The 19493-nt window shown below is 75.0% G+C and carries 16 protein-coding genes; 5 read left to right on the top strand and 11 right to left on the bottom strand.

What is annotated here, in order from left to right; translation table 11 throughout:
* Position 1: 1 nt before the first annotated feature.
* Together AQJ11_RS04710 and AQJ11_RS04705 are read right to left on the bottom strand one after the other, a co-directional pair.
* Positions 2–577 (bottom strand): (2Fe-2S)-binding protein, encoded by a 576-nt coding sequence (locus AQJ11_RS04710; RefSeq protein WP_014675790.1) that lies wholly within the window; start codon positions 575–577, stop codon positions 2–4.
* Positions 577–1470 carry an FAD binding domain-containing protein gene (locus AQJ11_RS04705; protein ID WP_014675789.1) on the bottom strand — a complete coding sequence of 298 codons (894 nt, stop codon included), beginning with the start codon at positions 1468–1470 and terminating at the stop codon, positions 577–579. The genes AQJ11_RS04710 and AQJ11_RS04705 overlap by 1 nt, the downstream gene beginning before the upstream one ends.
* A 351-nt stretch (positions 1471–1821) precedes the next feature.
* Between AQJ11_RS04705 and AQJ11_RS04700 the strand changes: the two genes are divergently transcribed.
* Together AQJ11_RS04700 and AQJ11_RS04695 are read left to right on the top strand one after the other, a co-directional pair.
* Positions 1822–3495 (top strand): PucR family transcriptional regulator, encoded by a 1674-nt coding sequence (locus AQJ11_RS04700; protein ID WP_059261977.1) that lies wholly within the window; start codon positions 1822–1824, stop codon positions 3493–3495.
* A gap of 166 nt (positions 3496–3661) precedes the next feature.
* Positions 3662–4426 carry a hypothetical protein gene (locus tag AQJ11_RS04695; RefSeq protein WP_059262256.1) on the top strand — a complete coding sequence of 255 codons (765 nt, stop codon included), beginning with the start codon at positions 3662–3664 and terminating at the stop codon, positions 4424–4426.
* Between the two features lie 159 nt (positions 4427–4585).
* Here the strand turns inward: AQJ11_RS04695 and AQJ11_RS04690 are convergent, their stop codons facing one another.
* Complete coding sequence (locus tag AQJ11_RS04690) at positions 4586–5374, bottom strand: GntR family transcriptional regulator (RefSeq protein WP_058082471.1); 789 nt, start codon at positions 5372–5374, stop codon at positions 4586–4588.
* A 182-nt stretch (positions 5375–5556) separates the two neighbouring features.
* Between AQJ11_RS04690 and AQJ11_RS04685 the strand changes: the two genes are divergently transcribed.
* Positions 5557–6399 (top strand): (2Fe-2S)-binding protein, encoded by an 843-nt coding sequence (locus AQJ11_RS04685; RefSeq protein WP_059261976.1) that lies wholly within the window; start codon positions 5557–5559, stop codon positions 6397–6399.
* Positions 6400–6715: 316 nt separating this feature from the next.
* On the top strand, positions 6716–7759 hold the full coding sequence (locus AQJ11_RS04680; protein WP_014675783.1) for a DUF2637 domain-containing protein: 1044 nt from the start codon (positions 6716–6718) through the stop codon (positions 7757–7759).
* A 78-nt stretch (positions 7760–7837) separates the two neighbouring features.
* On the opposite strand, the gene AQJ11_RS04675 is transcribed toward AQJ11_RS04680, so the two are convergent.
* From AQJ11_RS04675 to AQJ11_RS04665, 3 genes are all read right to left on the bottom strand, one after another.
* Complete coding sequence (locus tag AQJ11_RS04675) at positions 7838–8281, bottom strand: ATP-binding protein (RefSeq protein WP_014675782.1); 444 nt, start codon at positions 8279–8281, stop codon at positions 7838–7840.
* Between the two features lie 318 nt (positions 8282–8599).
* Positions 8600–10342, bottom strand: a complete 1743-nt coding sequence (locus AQJ11_RS04670; RefSeq protein ID WP_059262255.1) for a pyruvate dehydrogenase — start codon at positions 10340–10342, stop codon at positions 8600–8602.
* Between the two features lie 69 nt (positions 10343–10411).
* Positions 10412–11725, bottom strand: coding sequence for a protein phosphatase 2C domain-containing protein (locus tag AQJ11_RS04665; RefSeq protein WP_059261975.1), 1314 nt, complete (start codon positions 11723–11725; stop codon positions 10412–10414).
* A gap of 296 nt (positions 11726–12021) precedes the next feature.
* Between AQJ11_RS04665 and AQJ11_RS04660 the strand changes: the two genes are divergently transcribed.
* Positions 12022–13011, top strand: a complete 990-nt coding sequence (locus tag AQJ11_RS04660; RefSeq protein WP_059261974.1) for a helix-turn-helix transcriptional regulator — start codon at positions 12022–12024, stop codon at positions 13009–13011.
* 22 nt (positions 13012–13033) lie between these two features.
* On the opposite strand, the gene AQJ11_RS04655 is transcribed toward AQJ11_RS04660, so the two are convergent.
* The 5 genes from AQJ11_RS04655 to AQJ11_RS04635 form a co-directional block, all read right to left on the bottom strand.
* Positions 13034–14302 (bottom strand): SGNH/GDSL hydrolase family protein, encoded by a 1269-nt coding sequence (locus AQJ11_RS04655; RefSeq protein ID WP_058082466.1) that lies wholly within the window; start codon positions 14300–14302, stop codon positions 13034–13036.
* Positions 14303–14511: 209 nt separating this feature from the next.
* Complete coding sequence (locus AQJ11_RS04650) at positions 14512–15000, bottom strand: methylated-DNA--[protein]-cysteine S-methyltransferase (RefSeq protein ID WP_059261973.1); 489 nt, start codon at positions 14998–15000, stop codon at positions 14512–14514.
* A gap of 67 nt (positions 15001–15067) precedes the next feature.
* Entirely contained in the window at positions 15068–16465 is a 1398-nt protein-coding gene (locus AQJ11_RS04645; RefSeq protein ID WP_059261972.1) for a bifunctional transcriptional activator/DNA repair enzyme AdaA, read from the bottom strand.
* 78 nt (positions 16466–16543) lie between these two features.
* On the bottom strand, positions 16544–17638 hold the full coding sequence (gene rsgA / locus AQJ11_RS04640) for a ribosome small subunit-dependent GTPase A (RefSeq protein ID WP_014675773.1): 1095 nt from the start codon (positions 17636–17638) through the stop codon (positions 16544–16546).
* 253 nt (positions 17639–17891) lie between these two features.
* Positions 17892–19385 (bottom strand): cellulose-binding domain-containing protein, encoded by a 1494-nt coding sequence (locus AQJ11_RS04635; RefSeq protein ID WP_059261971.1) that lies wholly within the window; start codon positions 19383–19385, stop codon positions 17892–17894.
* Positions 19386–19493 lie beyond the last annotated feature (108 nt).

Genomic DNA, 19493 nt, shown 5'->3' with positions numbered 1-19493 from the left:
CTCAGACCCCCTCGGACTGCCGTGCGGCCGCCAGGCGGACCGCGTCCATGATCTTCTCGTAGCCCGTGCAGCGGCACAGGTTGCCCGACAGCGCCTCCCGGATGTCGGCGTCGGTCGGGTTCGGGTTGCGTTCCAGCATCTCGTCGGCGGCGACGAGCAGGCCCGGGGTGCAGAAGCCGCACTGGACGGCGCCGGCGTCGATGAACGCCTGCTGGACGGGGCTCAGTCCGGTGCCCTCGCCGGTCTGCGAGTCGGCGCCCTTGGCCTGCCATCCCTTGGCCTCGTCCAGACCCGTGCCACCGCCGGCACCCGTTCCGCAGGAGCGCTGCCTGGCGTAGTCCGCCAGCCCCTCGACGGTCACGACGTCCCGGCCCTCGACCTGGCCGGCCGCGACCAGGCAGGAGCACACGGGCACGCCGTCGAGGCGGACCGTGCAGGAACCGCACTCGCCCTGCTCGCAGGCGTTCTTCGAGCCCGGCAGGCCGAGCCGCTCGCGCAGCACGTACAGCAGGGACTCACCCTCCCAGACGTCGTCGGCCTCCTGCGGACGTCCGTTGACGGTGAAGTTGACGCGCATCACGCAGCTCCCTCGGTGGCGTGGCGGGCGCCGCGGTACGACTCCCAGGTCCAGGTCAGGGTCCGGCGGGCCATCACGCCGACCGCGTGCCGGCGGTAGCTCGCGGTGCCCCGGACGTCGTCGATCGGGTTGCAGGCGGCGGAGCACAGGTCCGCGAACCGCTTGGCGACCGACGGGGTGATGATCTTCCCGTTGTCCCAGAAGCCGCCCTCCTCCAGGGCCGCGTTCAGAAACTCCTCGGCGGTCTTCGCCCGCACCGGGGTGGGCGCGGCCGAGCCGATGCCGGTGCGCACGGTCCGGGTCCGCGGGTGCAGGGCGAGCCCGAAGGCGCACACGGCGATGACCATGGCGTTGCGGGTGCCGACCTTCGAGTACTGCTGCGGGCCGTCGGCCTTCTTGACGTGCACCGCCCGGATCAGCTCGTCGGGCTGGAGCGCGTTGCGCTTGACGCCCGTGTAGAACGCGTCGATCGGGATGAGGCGGGTGCCCCGGGCCGCCGACGCCACCTCGACCTCGGCGCCGGCGGCGAGGAGGGCGGGGTGGGCGTCGCCGGCGGGCGAGGCCGTGCCGAGGTTGCCGCCGACGCCGCCGCGGTTGCGGATCTGCGGGGAGGCGACCGTGTGCGAGGCGAGCGCGAGGCCCGGCAGCTCGGCACGGAGGTTCTCCATGATCGCGGTGTACGGGACGGAGGCGCCCAGCCGTACGGCGTCCTCGCCGACCTCCCACTCGTAGAGGTCTGCGACGCGGTTCAGGTCCAGGAGGTACTCGGGCCGGCGGTGATCGAAATTGATCTCGACCATCACATCGGTGCCGCCCGCAATCGGCACAGCGGCGGGGTGCTCGGCCTTCGCGGCGAGCGCCTCCTCCCAGCTGGCGGGGCGAAGGAAGTCCATGACCGGCTCTCTTCTTCGTCTCGGTGCTCTTGAAGTCCTGCGGATCGAGCCAATCCGTGTGCGGCGGGCCCGGCTCGTTCATGTGCTGTTCACGCGGAGCGGACTCAGTACACCGCCCTGTGCTCCGACGGGGTCAGTCACCGAAACCATGAAGGAGTTCGCTGGCCAGCACGAGCATCTTGTAGATTCGTATGAACGGAGGTCATCGCTCACCTCTCCGTTTTCCCGAGGAAACACGGGTGACGGCACGGCGACCCCGGACTCCGGCCGGTGCGGCCCCTCACCGGACCACTTCCCGGCTCCCCTCCAAGATTCATCGTAGGTTTCGAGACACAGAACGGCGGCGACGAGATGCGGCTGCGCGCACTGCTGGACACCGATGCGCTGGGCCTGCGGCTGCTCGGCGGCGAGGACGAGCTGGACCGTGCGGTGCGCGGGGTCATGACCACCGACCTGCGCGACCCGAGCCGCTACCTCTCCGGCGGTGAGCTGGTGCTCACGGGGCTGGCCTGGCGCCGGGACGCCGCCGACTCCGAGCCCTTCGTACGGATCCTGGTGCAGGCCGGGGTGGCCGCCCTCGCGGCCGGCGAGGCCGAGCTGGGCGATGTGCCGGAGGACCTGGTGCTGGCCTGCGCGAAGCACCGGCTGCCGCTGTTCGCCGTGCACGAGTCGGTGGCCTTCGCGACGATCACCGAGCACGTGGTCCGGCAGGTCTCCGGGGAGCGCGCCGGGGACCTGGCGGCCGTCGTGGACCGGCACCGCCGGATGATGACCTCGGGCCCGGCCGGCGGCGGCCCGGACGTCGTCCTGGACCTGCTCGGCTCCGACCTCGACCTGCGCGCCTGGGTGCTCTCCCCCACCGGCCGGATGATCGCCGGCTCCAAGGTGGCGGGCCCGGCGCTGCCCGCCGACACCTGCGCCCGGCTGGCCGCCGAGCACCTGGCGGCCACCCGCACCGGCCGCCGCGGCCCGCACCGCGTCCACGTGCACGGCACCACCTACTCCCTCTTCCCGGTCCGCTCCTCCGGCCGCTCCCCGCAGGCCGCCCGCGATGTCCGCGAGACGGTCCTGTCGGACTGGCTGCTGGCCGTCGAGGCGGACGCCGGCGACTGGCCCGGTGAGCGCCTGGACCTGCTCCAGGGCGTGACCCAGCTGATCGCCGTCGAGCGGGACCGCCGGGACGCGGCCCGCACGGTCCGCCGCCGGCTCGCCCAGGAGGTGCTGGAGCTGGTGCAGACGGGCGCCGCGCCCGCCGAGATCGCCGCCCGCCTCAGGGTGGCGGCCCCGGTGCTGCTCCCCGGGCTCGGGGCGGCCCCGCACTGGCAGGTCGTGGTGGCGCGGGTGGAGTGGGAGGACGGCGAGGTCGAGGGCGGTCCGGTCGCCCAGTCGCTGCTGGAGGAGGTGCTGGTCGACCCGCTGGCCACCGGCCCCGAGCCCTCGGACCGCATCGCCGTCGCGCACACCGGCGACGAGGCCGTCGCCCTGGTCCCGCTGCCCGCGGTCGCCTCCGAGCACGACGGCTCGGAGGCCGGCCTGCTCGCCGACGCCCTGCTGCGGGCGGTGCGCGAGCCGCTGTCGGCGGGCCTGGACGACGACGGCCGGCTCACCCTCGGGGTCAGCGCGGCCGTGCACTCGGCGGAGGGCCTGCGCGGCGCCCTGGAGGAGGCCCGGCACGCCCGCCGGGTCGCCGCCGCCCGTTCCGGCCGGGTCTGCGCGGCCGGCCACCAGGAGCTGGCGTCGCACGTCCTGCTGCTCCCGTTCGTCCCGGACGACGTCCGGCGCGCCTTCACGGCCCGCCTGCTGGACCCGCTGAAGGACTACGACCGCCGGCACCGGGCCGAGCTGATCCCGACCCTGGAGGCGTTCCTCGACTCCGACGGCTCCTGGACGCGCTGCGCCACCCGCCTGCACCTGCACGTCAACACGCTGCGCTACCGGGTCGGCCGGATCGAGCAGTTGACGGGACGGGACCTGTCCCGCCTGGAGGACAAGCTGGACTTCTTCCTGGCCCTGCGCATGAGCTGAGGTCAGCGGGGGCGTGCGCGGCCGGAACAGGTCACGGCCGCGCCCCACTACTTTGTGAAATCTTTCACCCACCCTCTTGGCCGGGCCCCGCGATTGGTGCTGGAATGCCGCCACCACTCAACAGCTCGATGGCGTGCTCGGGGAGGGCAACGTGGCGCATACCGCCATGTCTGGTAACGGAACCACCGGTGACGATCCGCTCCAGACCGCGGTATGGCGGTTGCGCAGCCGGGCCTGCTGGGCCGACGCGGCGGCCCTGCTGCCCGCCGACCGCCCCGCCCCGGCGTTGCAGCGGGCCGCCCTGCTGGCCGAACGGTGCCTGTACACCGAGGGGGGCTGGGAGGAGGCGGAGGACGCGCTGCGCACGGCGGAGGCGGTCGCGCACAGCGACGAGGAGCGGGGGGCCGCCGCGTGCGAGCGGGGCTACCTGGCGTACGCCGCCACGCTGCTCGGCGTGCGCGACCGGGCCGACGAGGCGCGGGCCGCGCTGGGCCGGGCGGCGGCGCTGATCCCGCCGGGGGCCGCGGGGCGGGCCCTGCTGGACTTCCGGCGCGGGCTGGTGGCCCAGAACCTGGCCGGCGCCCCGCAGGCGGCCCGCGCCGCCTTCCGCCGGGCGCACGCGGGTGCCACGGCGAACGCCGACCCGTTGCTGCTGTCCTTCACCTGGCGCCACCTGGCGGGACTGGCGCTGCGGGACGGCGAGTTGACGGAGGCGCGGCACGGCTTCGCCGAATCCCTCCGCATCCGGGAGGAGCTGGGGTACCTGGTGGGCACGGCGCCCGCGCTGGTCTCCCTGGCCGACACGGAGGAGGAACCGGAGGCGTCCCGGCTGCGCGAGGAGGCCCGCCGCCTGTTCCGTTTGCTGGGGGGTGTGCCGACGTGGCTGGCGCAGCAGCTGGCACCGCCCGCGCCGGGGGCGGCGACGGCGTAGCGGGGCGGGGGTCCGTCACCGGGTGCGGGCGCGTGGTGCTCGCCCGCACACCTCCGGTGCGCGTCGGCCGCACCCCTCAAGGGGCGCGGGGAACCGCGCGTCCGGCCACGACGTACCCGCGGCACGGCCCGCACCCCGACGGCGGCACCCCGCGAAGGCTCAGCCGGCGCCCGCGAAATGCCCGCCCACCAGCCCCCGCACCCGCTCCACGTCGCCGGAGGCAAGGGCGTCCAGCAGGGCGAGATGCTCCGCCGCGTCGGCGACCAGCTCGGCACGTCCCCGCCGCACCGGGGGCCACTGGGAGCGCCGGTGCAGGTCCTCGGCGATGCGGACCAGTTGCTCGTTGCCCGACAGGGCGAGCAGCGTCCGGTGGAAGGCCCGGTCGGACTCCGCGTACGCCGCCGGGCAGCCGGTGGCGGCCACCCGTACCGTCTCCTCCGCGAGCGGCCGCAGCTCGGCCCAGCGCTCGGCGGGCGCCGTGCGCGCGAGCCGCAGCATCACCGGCACCTCGATGAGCGCGCGCACCTCCGCCAGCTCGGCCAGCTCCCGCGCGCCCCGCTCGACCACCCGGAAGCCACGGTTGGGCACGACCTCGACGGCGCCCTCCAGCGCGAGCTGCTGCATGGCCTCCCTCACCGGCGTGGCCGAGACGCCGAAGCGGTCCCCGAGCACCGGCGCCGAGTAGACCTCGCCCGGCTTCAGCTCGCCGGTGACCAGCGCCGTGCGCAGCGCGTCCAGGATCTGCCCGCGCACCGAGGAGCGCTGCACCGCGGCCCGCGGCTCCGGGACCGGCCGCTCGCCGTGGGTGTGTTCGCCCCGCGCCGTGCCCGGCACCGCGGCGTCCCGTTCCCGGCCCGGGTCGGCGCCGGCGGCGGGCCGCTGCCGCTGCTGCGCGGGCACCGGGGCGGCGGCCGGCGCGCCCGGGGAGCCCTGCACGCCCTGCTTCACGGCTCCTCCTGGCGGCTTGTCGGCACTTGGGGTCATTAACGACGGGTTGTCGCTTGTCCGTCAAGCACCTTAGGCGCACCGGGCGGCAGTTCAAATTCCGACAACTCCGGGTAAGGTAAGGCTTACCTGTGCAGCCCAGTCCGTGCTGACCGCGGACGCGTCCAAGGACCGGTGGTCCCGCCATGCCCGCTGCGGCCTCGCCGCTCACCGCCGCGTACGACCGCCTCGCCACGGCCTTCCCGGGCCTGGCCGTGACCGAATTGGGCCCGGACGACCCGGCACCCGCGGGCGGGGACTGGACCGCCGCCGCCGGGCTCGCGGCGGGCGGCGCGGAGCTGGACGCCTTCCTCGCCTGGGACGCGGACCAGGTGGTGCGGGACTACGGCCGGCCGGCCCGCCCGGACGTCGTCGCGAGCTTCGGCCTGCACCGCTACGCCTGGCCGGCCTGCCTGCTCATCACCGTTCCGTGGTTCCTGCACCGCCGGGTGCCCCGGCTGCCCGTGACCCACGTCTGGTACGACCGCACGGCCGGCCGGATGGCCGTACGGCCCCCCGTCTCCGTCGCCTGCCTGCCGGACGACCCCGCCGCCGCACTGCCCGGCGCGGTCGTCGTACCGGACGAGGAGGCGCTGCGGGCCGAGGTGCGGGCGGCCGTGGCCGGGCACCTGGAGCCGGTGCTCGGCGCCTTCGGGCCCCGGATGCGGCGGCGCGGGCGCGCGCTGTGGGGCATGGCGACCGACGAGGTCGCGGAGGGGCTGTGGCACGTCGCCCGGCTGTTCGGCGAGCGGGAGGCGGCGCGGGCCGTGCGGGAGCTGGAGCTGCTGCTGCCTGGGGCGACCCCGCCGTACGCCGGTTCCGCCGGGTTCCGGACGCCGACCGGGCCGGACGGCTCACCGCTGCCCACCCGGGACCGGGTGAGCTGCTGCATGTTCTACACCGTCCGCCCGGAGGACATCTGCGCCACCTGCCCGCGCACCTGCGACGGCGGGCGGATCGCCGAACTCGCCGCGTCCGCCGCCGCTTGAGGGGCCCTCAGGGACGGAGCACGCCCCAGGGTCCACTAAGATCACCGGCACAGGACCGCCCACCCTCGGCCCGGTTCGCGGACAGGTGATTCACAACTTCCTCACCCGTCACGGGAACTTTCCGAGGAACCACCCGTACGGGTAGTCTTATTCGAACTCAACTCCCGCCCCTCAAGCGGCAGTTCGAGCAGAACGCCGTCCCTGGGCATTCCCTTGCACCTTATTGGCGGCCTCTTGCCCCGAAACCCCCTGAGGGCCCTCGGGAGTGGGCCACTATGGCGGGCGTTACGCCCTATCCCAATGCAAGGGACCCCTGATGAGACTGACCGACATATCGCTGAACTGGCTGCTTCCGGGCGCCGTACTGCTCCTGGGCGTGCTGGCGGCGGTGGCGGTGCTCGCGCGCGGCAAGCGCTCCTCCGGGGAGAACGCGAGCGCGGACGACTCGTGGGAGCGCAGCGAGGAGCGCCGCAGGCGCAAGGAGGCCATCTACGGCACGGCCTCCTACGTACTCCTGTTCTGCTGTGCGGCGGTGGCGGCGGCCCTGTCCTTCCACGGCCTCGTCGGCTTCGGTGAGCAGAACCTCGGACTGACCGACGGCTGGCAGTACCTGGTGCCGTTCGGCCTGGACGGCGCGGCGATGTTCTGCTCCGTCCTCGCGGTCCGCGAGGCCAGCCACGGCGACGCGGCGCTCGGTTCCCGGATACTCGTCTGGCTGTTCGCCGCGGCGGCTGCCTGGTTCAACTGGGTGCACGCGCCGCGGGGCGCGGGGCACGCCGGTGCGCCGCAGTTCTTCTCCGGCATGTCGCTGTCGGCGGCCGTGCTGTTCGACCGGGCGTTGAAGCAGACCCGCCGGGCCGCGCTGCGCGAGCAGGGCCTGGTGCCGCGTCCGCTGCCGCAGATCCGGATCGTGCGCTGGGTGCGGGCGCCCCGCGAGACGTACAAGGCCTGGTCGCTGATGCTCCTGGAGGGCGTGCGCAGCCTCGACGAGGCCGTCGAGGAGGTCCGCGAGGACAAGCGGCAGAAGGAGGAGACCCGGCAGCGCCGGCGCGACCAGCAGCGTGTGGAGCGCGCCCAGCTGAAGGCGATCAGCCGGGGCCACCGCGGCTTCGCCGGCCGGAGCGCCGGCCGGCAGGTGGAGGTGCAGGCCGTGGAGCGCGGCCCGGCTCCCGCGACCGCGGAGCCTGCCATATCGACCGCGGAACAACTGCCCGTCCGCGCACGGCCCTCCCTTCAGCGGGTCCCCAGCGGAAGTGAGCCGGTGACCGTCGACCTCACCGCCGAGGACGACACCATGGCCCTGCCGCGCCTGGACTCCCTGGAGCGCAAGCTGAAGGACCTGGAGCAGCAGTTCGGCTGACGGGACCCGCGGTGCGACCGCGGTACGGGACGGGGGCGTGACCGCGCGGGTCACGCCCCCGTCCCGTCGCGCTGTGCCTCACGCCGCCTCGGCGCCGAGTTCGAACCACACCGACTTGCCCACCTCGTGCGGCCGTACGCCCCAGGCGTCGGCGAGGGACTGCACCAGCAGCAGGCCCCGGCCGTGGGTGTCGTCGTCCGTCTCCGGCGCGTGCGGCTCGGGTCTGCGGGCCACGAAGTCCCGTACTTCCACGCGCAGTCCGCCGGGGTCCACGACGGCCGTGAGCACGGCGTCATCGTCGGTGTGGACGAGTGCGTTGGTGACGAGTTCGCTGGTGAGCAGTTCGGCGATCTCCGAGCGGCCCGGTTTGCCCCAGTGCCGCAGCAGTTCGCGCAGCTCCCGGCGGGCCTCCGGCACCGCCCTGAGGTCCGCCCGGCCCAGCTCGCGCCGCAGCCGCCGCGCGTGTTCGGTGATGGTGTCGGTCCGTTCCCCCGTTGTCGCCGAGAAGGCCCCTACCGTCACGGGACCGCCCCCTCGCGCCTGCCTCTTCATGACCCCCGCCCGCACGCCGCCGGTCCCTGCCCCTCCTGGTCGAACACGTTCACGGGGGGATGCTTGCCCAGCAGGCTCCCGGGCAGTCCTGGCGCATGCCCGATGACCGGTGGTTCAGCCATATCCGTACCCCGCCCGGTCCGGCTGCCGGACACCGCGGCGGCCGGACCTCGCGCTCACCGGACGCCGCCGGACGCCACGGACGTCCCGGGACACCGGTCCGGCCGCGTCCGGCACCGGTTGACGTCGTATCGTCACGCCACATGAAACTGGCCGAAATCACTCCCCTCAGGGCCGCGGTACGTTGCGCAGGTTGGAGCGGGCCATCTGGAGCATCCGGCCGACCCCGCCGTCCAGCACGATCTTGGAGGCGGACAGCGCGAACCCGGTGACCATCTCGGCGCTGATCTTCGGCGGGATGGACAGCGCGTTGGGGTCGGTGACGACGTCCACCAGGGCCGGCCCCTTGTGCCTGAAGGCGTCCTTGAGGGCCCCGGCGAGCTGCTTGGGCTTCTCCACGCGCACGCCGTACGCGCCGCAGGCCCGGGCGACGGCGGCGAAGTCGGGGTTGGTGTTGGTGGTGCCGTACGAGGGCAGTCCGGCGACCAGCATCTCCAGCTCGACCATGCCGAGGGAGGAGTTGTTGAACAGCACCACCTTGACCGGAAGGTCGTACTGCACGAGGGTCAGGAAGTCCCCCATCAGCATGGAGAATCCGCCGTCCCCGGCCATGGCGACCACCTGCCGGCGCCGGTCGGTGAACTGGGCGCCGATCGCCATCGGCAGCGCGTTCGCCATCGACCCGTGCGAGAAGGAACCGATGATCCGGCGGCGGCCGTTGGGCGAGACGTACCGGGCGGCCCAGACGTTGCACATCCCGGTGTCCACGGTGAACACGGCGTCCTCGTCGGCGACTTCGTCCAGTACGGCGGCCACGTACTCGGGGTGGATCGGGATGTGCTTGTCGACCTTCCGGGTGTACGCCTTGACCACGCCCTCCAGCGCGTCGGCGTGCCTCTTCAACATCCGGTCGAGGAAGCGCCGGTCCGTCTTCTCCTTCACGCGCGGGACCAGGCACCGCAGCGTCTCGCGGACATCGCCCCACACGGCCAGGTCGAGCCGCGAGCGGCGGCCGAGCACCTCGGGCCGCACGTCGATCTGCGCGATCCGCACGTCGTCCGGCAGGAACGCGTTGTACGGGAAGTCGGTGCCGACCAGGATCAGCAGATCGCACTCGTGGGTGGCCTCGTAGGCGGCGCCGTAGCCGAGCAGTCCGCTCATGCCGACGTCGTACGGGTTGTCGTACTGGATGAACTCCTTGCCGCGCAGCGCGTGCCCGACCGGCGCCTTGATCTTCCCGGCGAACTCCATGACCTCGGCGTGGGCGCCGGCCGTGCCGCTCCCGCAGAACAGGGTGACCTTCCCGGCCGCGTCGATCATCTCCGCGAGCGCGTCGATCTCGGCGTCGCCCGGCCGCACGGTGGGCCGGGAGGTCACGAGCGCGCTCTGCGCCGCCTTCTCCGGGGCCGGTTCGGCGGCGATGTCGCCGGGCAGGGCCACCACGCTCACCCCGCTGCGGCCGACCGCGTGCTGGATGGCGGTCTGGAGCAGCCGGGGCATCTGCTTCGGGCTGGAGATCAGCTCGCAGTAGTGGCTGCACTCCTGGAACAGCCGGTCCGGATGGGTCTCCTGGAAGTAGCCGAGACCGATCTCGCTCGACGGGATGTGCGAGGCGAGGGCCAGCACCGGGGCCATCGAGCGGTGCGCGTCGTACAGGCCGTTGATCAGGTGCAGGTTGCCCGGACCGCAGGAGCCGGCGCAGGCGGCCAGCTTCCCGGTGATCTGTGCCTCGGCGCCGGCCGCGAAGGCGGCGGTCTCCTCGTGGCGCACGTGGATCCAGTCGATGGCGGCGTTGCGGCGGACGGCGTCCACGACCGGGTTGAGGCTGTCGCCGACGACGCCGTACAGGCGCCGCACCCCGGCGCGGACGAGGATGTCGACGAACTGCTCGGCGACGTTCTGTTTGGCCATGGCGCGCGTCAGCCCCTTCACTGTCCCGGGATACGGCCTTCCCGTTCCATCAAGTCACAGGGGCGGTGGTCACGCCTCCCACACGGCCGCCGCCGTACGGTCGTCGGCGTAGCCCTTCACCCGTACCTGGGCGTCGGCGAGGAAGGCGGCGAGGCCCGGCGGGGTGCCGCCCGACCAGCGGCGGGCCAGGTAGGCGCAGAGGGCGGGCTCGTCGCGCAGCGGGCCGGCCAGGCCCGCCGTGCACATCACCAGCGCATCACCCGAGCGGGCTACCGAGGCCCGGAACCGGAACGGCTCGCGGAGCGGCTGAGGGGCCGGCACCGCGGGCTCGAACGGGCTCGGCGGGGCGGGCAGGCCGAGGTCCGTCGTCAGCCGGTCGCCCCCGGGCGTCCGCTCCGGCGGCGCGCCGGGGCCGATGAGGGGTGCGCCGGTGCCGTCCTCGGGCGCGACCTGCGGCTCGATGTCCTGCCAGGTGTCGTCCCGCAACCGGAACAGCCCGCCGTCGCCGACGCCGAAGAACACGCGGGTACGGCAGTCCGGGTCGGCGGGCAGCAGCAGACAGCGCAGGCTCGCGGTGTACTCCTCGGGGTCCAGGCCCTGTTCGGCGGCGCTCGCGCGGAGCTTGCCGAGGCTGCGGTCGGTCAGCCGGTGCAGACCCGACCTCAGGTCGCCGCGCCGGGCCGCGCGGATGTCCGCCACGAGCCGCTGGTGGCTGCGGCCCACGGCCCGCCCGATCCAGCGGCACGCCTCGGCCGCCGCCAGGTGCGCCCCCGGCACCCCCCGGGCCCCGGTGGCCATCGCGACCAGCACCAGGGCCTGTTCCCCGGTCCCGAACCGCGCGGTGAGCAGCGCGTCCCGGCGCGGTTCGCCCCGGTACCGGGCCGAGTCCCCGCGCAGCGACACGGCCCGCAGTGTGCAGGCGCCGTACCGGGCCCCGTCCAGCACGGTGTCCGCGACCAGCCCGCCGAGCCCGTCCGGCTCGGCGAGCGGAAGCGCGGTGGGCTCGGGGTCGTAGGTGGGGGGACCGGAACCGACGTAGTCGACGGAGGGCGGTGGAGTACTCCCGGTGGGCGGGGCGGACTCGGCGGGGAGGGCGGGTTCTGCCGGTGGCGGCGGCGCGGTCCGCTGGGCCGGCACCGGCGCCTTCGCGGGAGCCGGTGGCGGCGCCGGCTCGGCCGGTACCGCGTCAGCCGGTTCGGGATCCACCGGTCCGGGCTCCGCCGTGTCCGCCGGCCGTCCCCCCACCGCGTTCCGCGCCGAGGCGAAGCGGTCGTCCAGGGAATCGGGCGCTGCCGTGGGACCCGTGTCCGCGGTGGAGTCGTCGTACAGCTGCCCCCACCAGTCGTCGTCGTGACGGGCGGGGCTTCCCCCCTGCTGGCTCATGCCCTTCATTGTCCACCGCACGGGCGGTGGGAAAACGGGGCATCAGGAAAATTCGGCGCATCGCCCCCGTCGAACGGCGTGTCGAGTGAGCGGGTGAACTGCCGTACGAGCGGCGGCTGGTGGCCGCCGGGTGGCCCCACCCCCCACGGGAGGACCACCCGGCGGCGTCCGCACCCACCCTGGCAGAGTCCCCACCGGTACGGCGATGATGTCCGGCGGCGGGTTTGCGCCGTGGCCGGTTTCCGCCAGGCCGTTCCGCTTCCGTCGGTTCGTGCACAGGGGAGGGACGCGGGGCGATGCTGGCAGCGATAGGGCTGGACGAGACGCACGAGGCGGCGTACCGGGCGCTGGTGTCCGTGGGCGCGGCCGACGTCACCGATCTGGCGCGGCGCCTGACGCTGACCGAGCACGACACCGAGCGGGCGCTGCGCCGACTGGAGCGGCAGGGTCTCGCGGCCCAGTCCTCGGCGTGGCCGGGCCGCTGGGTGGCGGCTCCGCCCGGGGTGGCGCTGGGCGCGCTGCTCACCCAGCAGCGGCACGAGCTGGAGAAGGCGGAGCTGGCGACGGCGCTGCTCGCGCAGGAGTACCGGGCGGCGGCGGCCGAGCCGGCGGTGCACGACCTGGTGGAGGTGGTGACCGGCGCCTCGGCGGTCGCGCAGCGCTTCCTCCAGCTCCAGCTGGGCGCGGCCGAGGAGGTGTGCGCGCTGGTGACCGGGAACCCGGTGGCCGTCTCCGGCACGGAGAACGACGCGGAGGAGCAGGCGGCCGGGCGCGGAGTGCGCTACCGGGTGGTGGTGGAGCGGGCGGTGCTGGACCTGCCGCACGGGCTCACCGAGCTGACGGCGGCGCTCGGCCGTAACGAGCGGGTGCGGGTGGTGGACCGGGTGCCGACGAAGCTGGTGGTGGCCGACCGGTCGCTCGCGATGGTGCCGCTGACGTCGAGGACGGCGGAGCCGGCCGCGCTGGTGGTGCACGCCAGCGGGCTGCTGGAGCTGCTCGCCGGGCTGTTCGAGTCGGTGTGGCGGGAGGCGCTGCCGCTGCGGCTCGGCGCCGCCGGGGTGACCGAGGGCGAGCCGGACGGCCCGGACGCCACCGATCTGGAGGTGCTGTCGCTGCTGCTGGCGGGGCTGACCGACGCGAGCGTGGCCAAGGCGCTCGACCTGGGCCTGCGGACCGTGCAGCGCCGGGTACGGCGCCTGATGGAACTGGCCGGGGTGACGACCCGGCTGCAACTGGGCTGGCACGCCCGCGAACGCGGCTGGGTGTCCCGCGGAGCCGGCGGCTGACCACCGGTGTGCCGGTGCGGCCTCACCTGCCTGCCGGTCGCGGGCGCGGTGCGGTGCGGGTGACCGGCGCCGTGGCGTGGGCGCGGCCCGTCAGGCCGGACCCGAGCGGCCCCTGGGTCAGCACGCGGTGGACGGTGTCGGCCACGGCGGCCATGCCCGCGTCGTTGAAGTGCAGATGGTCGCCGGGGTCGTAGGCGGGCAGGATGCGGCCGGGGTCGTCGGGGTCCCGGACGGTCGCGTCGACGTCGGCGACCGCGTCGAAGGCGCCGCCGTCCCGGATGAAGGCGTTCACCCGCTGCCGTACCGCCTCGCCGGCGGCGGTCCAGGCGGGGTACCCGGCGTACGGGGTGAGGGTGACGCCGACGACCCGGACACCGCGGGCGTGGGCGCGGGTCACCACGGTGCGGTAGGCGTCCGCGAAGGCGGCGGTGTCGTTCGCCTCCGGGGTGCCCTTGATGTCGTTGATGCCCTCGAAGACGACCAGGACCCGCACCCCGGCCCGGTCCAGCGCGTCCGCGTCCAGGCGGGCGAGGGCGCTCGGTCCGGCGCCGTCGAGCAGCAGGCGGTTGCCGGCGATGCCCGCGTTGAGGACGCCGAGCCGCTGCTCGCGCAGCCGCTGGGCGAGCCGGTCGGGCCAGCGGCGGTTGGTGTCGGGGGTGGAGCCGTTGCCGTCGGTGAGCGAGTCCCCGAACGCGACGACACTGCCGGCGGCGGGCCCGCGCACGTCGACGCCGGTGACGTAGTACCAGCGGCTGGTGGTCGCCGTGTACGCGGTGCCGTCCTCGTCGGCGGCCCGGCCGGCGCCGGCCGGGGCCACATAGCTGGTCTGGAGGGCGGTGCGGTGATAGGTGGCGGGTCCGGAGTTCTCCGGGGTGTACACGGTGACGAGCAGGTCGGCTCCGGCCGGTACGCGCAGCGGCACCGGGTCGGTGACCGCGTCCGCGCCCGCCGGGACGGTCAGCTCCGTGGCACTGCGGAAGGTGGCGGTGCGCAGGGTGCCGGGTACGGCCTCGGGGCCGGCCGCCCGGCTCAGCGCGACGGTGACCGCGCCGAGGCGCAGGGGCGCGGTGCCGAGCCGGTTGCTGAGCCGGACGCGGACCGCGGTGCCGCCGACGCTGAGGTGGACGACGTTGCGGACGGCGGCGCCGGGCAGCGCGGCGGCGGTGCCGGAGGGCGCGGTCTCCCAGCTTCCGGTCCAGGGCAGCGGGGCCGGCTCGGCGACGGCCGGTGCCGTCAGGCCCGGCAGCAGCGCCGGGAGGAGGACCGCGAGGACCCGTACGACCTTGGCCATGTCTGCCCGCCCTTCCCCGTCGGCCGTCGGAGGCGACCGTGCCACACGGGCGGGCCGTGCCGCCGGAACATCGACGGGGGTCCACCCGCTCGGCGCAACGGGGCACCGGGGAGCCACGGGACGGCGGGCGCGGGTGGAGAGGCGCCGGCGGACGCGGGGCGGCAGGCGCGAGGGACGCGGGGCGAGAGATGTGGCGGGGCGGGGGCGCGTCAGGGGAGCACGCCCTCCAGGGTGAGCAGCCGGACCTTGCGCTCAAGTCCCCCCGCGTAGCCGGTCATCGATCCGTTCGCGCCGATCACCCGGTGGCAAGGGCGCACGATGAGCAGCGGGTTGGCGCCGATCGCCCCGCCGACGGCGCGAACGGCGGCGCGGGGCGCGCCGATCCGGGCGGCGATCTCGCCGTAGGTGGCGGTGGCGCCGTACGGCAGCTCGTCCAGCGCGGCCCAGACCCGCTGCCGGAACTCGGTGCCGGTCGCCCGGAACGGCAGCCGGAACTCCTTGAGTTCCCCGGCGAAGTAGGCGGCGAGCTGGTCGGCGGCGGCGCGGAACGGCCCGGGGTCGTGCCGCCAGCCGTCCTGGACGGTCCGGCCGCCCTTCTGTCCGGGCACGGACAGGGAGGTGAGCGCGCCGTCCGGGTCGGCGGTGAGCAGCAGCCGCCCGACGGGGGCGTCCAGGTGAGTGCAGTAGACGGTGGTCATCGCAGCGGATTCCTCGGCTCGGCGGTGGTCGGGGGACGGGCGGACAGGGCGGTGCTACGGCCGGCGGTCACCGGACCGGCTCCCCCGCCACCAGCAGATGCCGGACGGCGTACGACCGCCAGGGCCGCCAGGTGTCGGGGACGTCGGCGCCGGGCGGGGCGACGTCGGGATCGCCGAGGGCGCGGACGCGGAGGGTGGCGACGGTGGCCGGGTCCATGCCGGGCACGGCGAGCAGGGCCTCCTCGGCGTCGTGCCGGTCGGCGCCCGGGTCCAGCCGTACGGTGCCGTCGGCGAGGGCGGCGGCGAGCGCGCCCAGCGGGCCGCCGGGCTCGGCCTCGGCGAGGACGGCGGGCTCCGGGAAGAGGTGGGTCAGGCCGCCGTGGGGCGCGTCGAGCACCTTGCCGTACCGGCGCACCAGTTCCCCGGCGCCGCGGATGCCGGCCAGGGCGCGTACGGCGGGCTCCAGCGGGTCCACGGCGCCGGGCGAGCGCAGTCCGGGCCGGGCGGCGACCAGCGGGGCGAGCCGGGGGTCGGCGCCGAGCCGTTCGTCGACGGCGTACGGGTCGGCGTCCAGGTCGAACAGCCGGCGCAGCCGCTGCACGGCGGTGGTGAGGTCCCGGGGGTCGGTGAGGTGCAGCCGGGCGTCGAGCCAGCCGCCCGGGCGGGTGCCGGTGCCGGCCCGCGGGGTGCGGGCGCGTTCGTCGACGGCGGCGAGGCCGGTGCCGTACGGCAGTCGCAGGGTGCGCCGGTAGGTGCGGGCGCCGGGGGCGCCGGTCACCTCCTCGACGCCCGGTACGGCCTCCCGCGCGAGCTGGTCGAAGACGGCGGCGGACTGGTAGGGGCCGCGGTGGGCGAGCCGGAGCGGGATGCCGGCGCCGGGCGCGGCCCGGCGGGTGGCGCGGTTCCGGGGGGCGGCGGCCCGCACCTCGGTGGGGGTCGCGGCGTACACCTCCCGGATGGTGTCGTTGAACTGCCGCACGCTGGCGAACCCGGACGCGAACGCGATCTCGGTGACCGGCAGGTCGGTGGTCCGCAGCAGCACCCGCGCGGTGTGCGCCCGCTGGGCCCGGGCGAGCGCCACGGGCCCGGCGCCCAGCTCGGCGGTGAGCTGCCGCTGGACCTGCCGGGCGCTGTAGCCGAGCCGCGCGGCGAGCCCGGCGACGCCTTCGCGGTCCACGACGCCGTCGGCGATCAGGCGCATGGCCCGGCCGACGACGTCCGCGCGGACGTTCCACTCCGCCGAGCCCGGCACGGCGTCCGGCCGGCACCGCCGGCAGGCCCGGAATCCGGAGCCCTGCGCGGCGGCGGCCGTCGCGAAGAACCGCACGTTGCGCCGTTTCGGCGTCACGGCCGGGCAGCTGGGCCGGCAGTAGATGCCGGTGGTCTCGACGGCGAAGAAGAACACGCCGTCGAACCGCCCGTCCCGGCTGCGCACCGCCTCGTACCTGCTGTCTTCGTCCTTCACGTGGTCCAGTGTGGGACGGGCGGCAGGGACGGGCCAGCGGAAATCGGACGTGGAGTTGGCGGCGCGGCCGGGGTGTCCCTACGCCCACCGCCCCCGCTTGGCCTCCATCGCCGCCTTCCCTTCGGCTCCCTTCCGCCTCCACTCCCGGCGCAGCTCCGCACGGACCCTGGCGTCCGTCTTGGCCACGATCCACTGGTTCTCCCGCAGCAGCTTCCGGTAGCTCTCCAGCCGCCGCTGCGGAAGCTCCCCGTTGTCCACGGCGGACCGCACCGCGCAGCCCGGTTCGGACTCGTGGGCGCAGTCCTGGAACCGGCACCGCTCGGCCAGTTCCTCGATCTCGGTGAACACCTGCCCGACGCCGGTCCCGGCGTCGAAGAGGCCGACGCCCCGCAGGCCGGGGGTGTCGATGAGCACCCCGCCGGAGGGCAGGGCGAGCAGGTTGCGGGTGGTCGTGGTGTGCCGCCCCTTGCCGTCGACGTCGCGGGCCGCCTGCACGTCCATGACGTCGGCGCCGACGAGCGCGTTGGCGAGGGTGGACTTGCCCGCGCCGGACTGGCCGAGCAGCACGCTCGTACCGGAGCCGACGAGCGCGACGAGCACGTCGAGTCCGTCGCCGTGCAGGGCGCTGACGGTGAGGACGGGCACGCCGGGCGCGCTGGTCTCCACGTCCTGCACGAGGTGGGCCAGGGTGACGGGGTCCGGCACGAGGTCGGCCTTGGTGAGGACGACGACGGGCTGGGCGCCGGACTCCCAGGCGAGCGCGAGGAAGCGTTCGACGCGGCCGAGGTCGAGTTCGACGGCGAGGGAGACGGCGACGACGGCGTGGTCGACGTTGGCGGCGAGGATCTGCCCCTCGGACCGCTTGGAGGAGGTGGAGCGGACGAAGGCGGTGCGGCGCGGCAGGTAGGCGCGCACGTACCGGGGGTCGCCGCCGGGGTCGAGGGCGACCCAGTCCCCCGTGCACACCACCTTCATCGGGTCGCGGGGCACGACGAACTCGGTGTCGGCGCGGACGGTCCCGTCCGCGGTGACGACGTCGCACTGTCCGCGGTCGACCCGGACGACCCGGCCGGGCAGCAGCCCGTCGGCCTCGAACGGGGCGAACGCCTCGGCCCAGGAGTCGTCCCAGCCGTAGGGAGCCAGTGCGGAGAATTCAGCGGAGGTGGAAGTCAAGGGAGACCCTTCACAAGGGTGGCCCCGGGCAGGCGCGTACGGTGCGCGGTCGGTTCAGCCGGCGGCCACGGAGGTGGACTTGATGAGTTCCTGGATGAGGGCAGCGCCCAGCGCAGTGACAGCCATCTGTCGACACCTCCTCGTCCTCGCTCGCGCGTCCGCACACCACCTCGGCGTGCCAGGCAACTGTAGCCCGTGGACGGGCCGGTGCGTCAAAGCATTTTCCGCACGCCCGGGAATTCCGCGCCCGCGGTCAACCGACCGTGCAGGGCGAGCCGTTGAGCGTGAAGCGGTACGGCGTGCGGTTGGCGCCGGTCAAGGAGCCCAGGAAGCCGAAGGACAGGGTGCCGTGCGCGGCGACCGTCCTGTTGTAGTCGGCGGCGGTGGCGGTGACGCGGGGGCCGTCCTGGTGCACGGTGGCGTCCCACATCTGGCCGACGTGCTGGCCGTCGCGGAAGGCCCAGGACACCTCCCAGCCGGTGAGGGCCTGGTCGGTGGTGACGCTGACGGTGGCCTGGAAGCCGTCGGGCCACTGGCTGTCCAGTTCGTAGGCGACCCGGCAGCCGGCCGGCCGGGTGGTGGCGGGGGCGTTCGTCGGGCCCGCGCGGTGGGTGGCGGAGGAGGTGCCCTGGGGTTCGGGGTCGGGCTTCCGCGGGGCGGGCCGGCGCTCGGTGCGGGTCGCGGAGGCCGGGGCGGAGGGGGAGTGCGTGGCGGTGGGGGAGTGCGTGGCGGTGGGGTGGGCCGCGGTGCGGGAGACGCCGGGGTCGGCGACCGGCTGCCGGTCGTCCTGGGCGGCGGCGGTGTCTTCGCCGGAGCCGCCGAACGGCATCATCGACACACCGAGCGCCAGCGCCGACAGCAGCACCGCGGCGGCGAGGAGTCCGCCGCGCAGCACCCGGCTGCGGCCCGTGCCCTCCTCGCGGTCGTCGGCGTCGGCGCCGCCCGGACGGCCCGCGCCGAGGCGGACCTCGGTGGCGCGGCGGCGCCGCTCCAGGTAGGCGAGGCCGCCCCAGCCGATCACGCCGCCGGCCAGCGCGCCGGGCAGTCCGCCGCCGTGCAGGCGCAGACAGGCGGCGGCCTCGGCGCACCGCACGCAGGTGGCGAGGTGCCGGGAGAGGTCGCCGGGGGTCTCGGCGACGGTCGAGCGGGTGACCGCGTCCAGCAGGCGGGCGTAGCTGCGGCACTGCGCGTCCAGCGGGGAGTCGAGGTGGGCGCGGTGGCAGCGGTCCCGGAACAGTCCGCGGACCTGGTCGAGTTCGTCGGCGACGGTGGCCGGGTCCAGGCCGAGCCGGCGGGCCACGGTGGGCAGCGGGAGCGCCTCCACCTCGGCCAGCCAGAGCAGCGCGGCGTCGGCCTCCTGCATGTCCCGCAAGCCCCGCAGCGCGACCGGCCGGCCGAGCGGCGGCCCGGAGAACCGGGCCGCGCTGCCGGAGTTGAGCCACAGCCGCAGCTCGGGGTCGAGCTTGTGCCCCTGCCCGCCGGCCTCCCAGGCGGCGGCGGTGGCGCGTACGGCGGTGAGCAGCGCCGGGATCGTCGGCAGCCGTGCGGTGCGGCTGCCGGCGCCGCGCACATGGGTGCTCGCGGCGGCGCGGACCTCGCGCATGCCGAGCGTGAACGCCTCGGTGGCGAGCTGGTGGGCCGTCAGGGACCCGGAGGTGCACAGGTCCGCGTAGGAGAGCACCGCGTCCCAGCACTCGGAGAACAGCGCGGCCTCGGTGTCGTCCTGAGGGGTCGGCAGGTCGGGCATGGGACTCCTGCATCCACGAGCGAGGGCAACTCACCAAAGGGGAAAGAGAGTTGCGGGGAACCCCGCGGCAGGGCACAGAGCCTTTCACGCTCCCGCCACAACTGACAA

Source organism: Streptomyces corchorusii (genome assembly GCF_001514055.1).
Lineage (GTDB): Bacteria > Actinomycetota > Actinomycetes > Streptomycetales > Streptomycetaceae > Streptomyces > Streptomyces olivaceoviridis.
This window is presented reverse-complemented; position numbering and strand designations above follow the sequence as displayed.

Bases quoted from the DNA above. Each gene is read 5' to 3' on its own strand.
- AQJ11_RS04660 (WP_059261974.1), top strand. From the start codon at position 12,022: ATGCTGGCAGCGATAGGGCTGGACGAGACGCACGAGGCGGCGTACCGG.
- AQJ11_RS04685 (WP_059261976.1), top strand. From the start codon at position 5,557: ATGCCCGCTGCGGCCTCGCCGCTCACCGCCGCGTACGACCGCCTCGCC.
- AQJ11_RS04695 (WP_059262256.1), top strand. From the start codon at position 3,662: ATGTCTGGTAACGGAACCACCGGTGACGATCCGCTCCAGACCGCGGTA.
- AQJ11_RS04655 (WP_058082466.1), bottom strand. From the start codon at position 14,302: ATGGCCAAGGTCGTACGGGTCCTCGCGGTCCTCCTCCCGGCGCTGCTG.
- AQJ11_RS04710 (WP_014675790.1), bottom strand. From the start codon at position 577: ATGCGCGTCAACTTCACCGTCAACGGACGTCCGCAGGAGGCCGACGAC.
- AQJ11_RS04650 (WP_059261973.1), bottom strand. From the start codon at position 15,000: ATGACCACCGTCTACTGCACTCACCTGGACGCCCCCGTCGGGCGGCTG.
- AQJ11_RS04680 (WP_014675783.1), top strand. From the start codon at position 6,716: ATGAGACTGACCGACATATCGCTGAACTGGCTGCTTCCGGGCGCCGTA.
- AQJ11_RS04635 (WP_059261971.1), bottom strand. From the start codon at position 19,385: ATGCCCGACCTGCCGACCCCTCAGGACGACACCGAGGCCGCGCTGTTC.
- AQJ11_RS04670 (WP_059262255.1), bottom strand. From the start codon at position 10,342: ATGGCCAAACAGAACGTCGCCGAGCAGTTCGTCGACATCCTCGTCCGC.
- AQJ11_RS04700 (WP_059261977.1), top strand. From the start codon at position 1,822: ATGCGGCTGCGCGCACTGCTGGACACCGATGCGCTGGGCCTGCGGCTG.
- AQJ11_RS04705 (WP_014675789.1), bottom strand. From the start codon at position 1,470: ATGGACTTCCTTCGCCCCGCCAGCTGGGAGGAGGCGCTCGCCGCGAAG.
- AQJ11_RS04665 (WP_059261975.1), bottom strand. From the start codon at position 11,725: ATGAGCCAGCAGGGGGGAAGCCCCGCCCGTCACGACGACGACTGGTGG.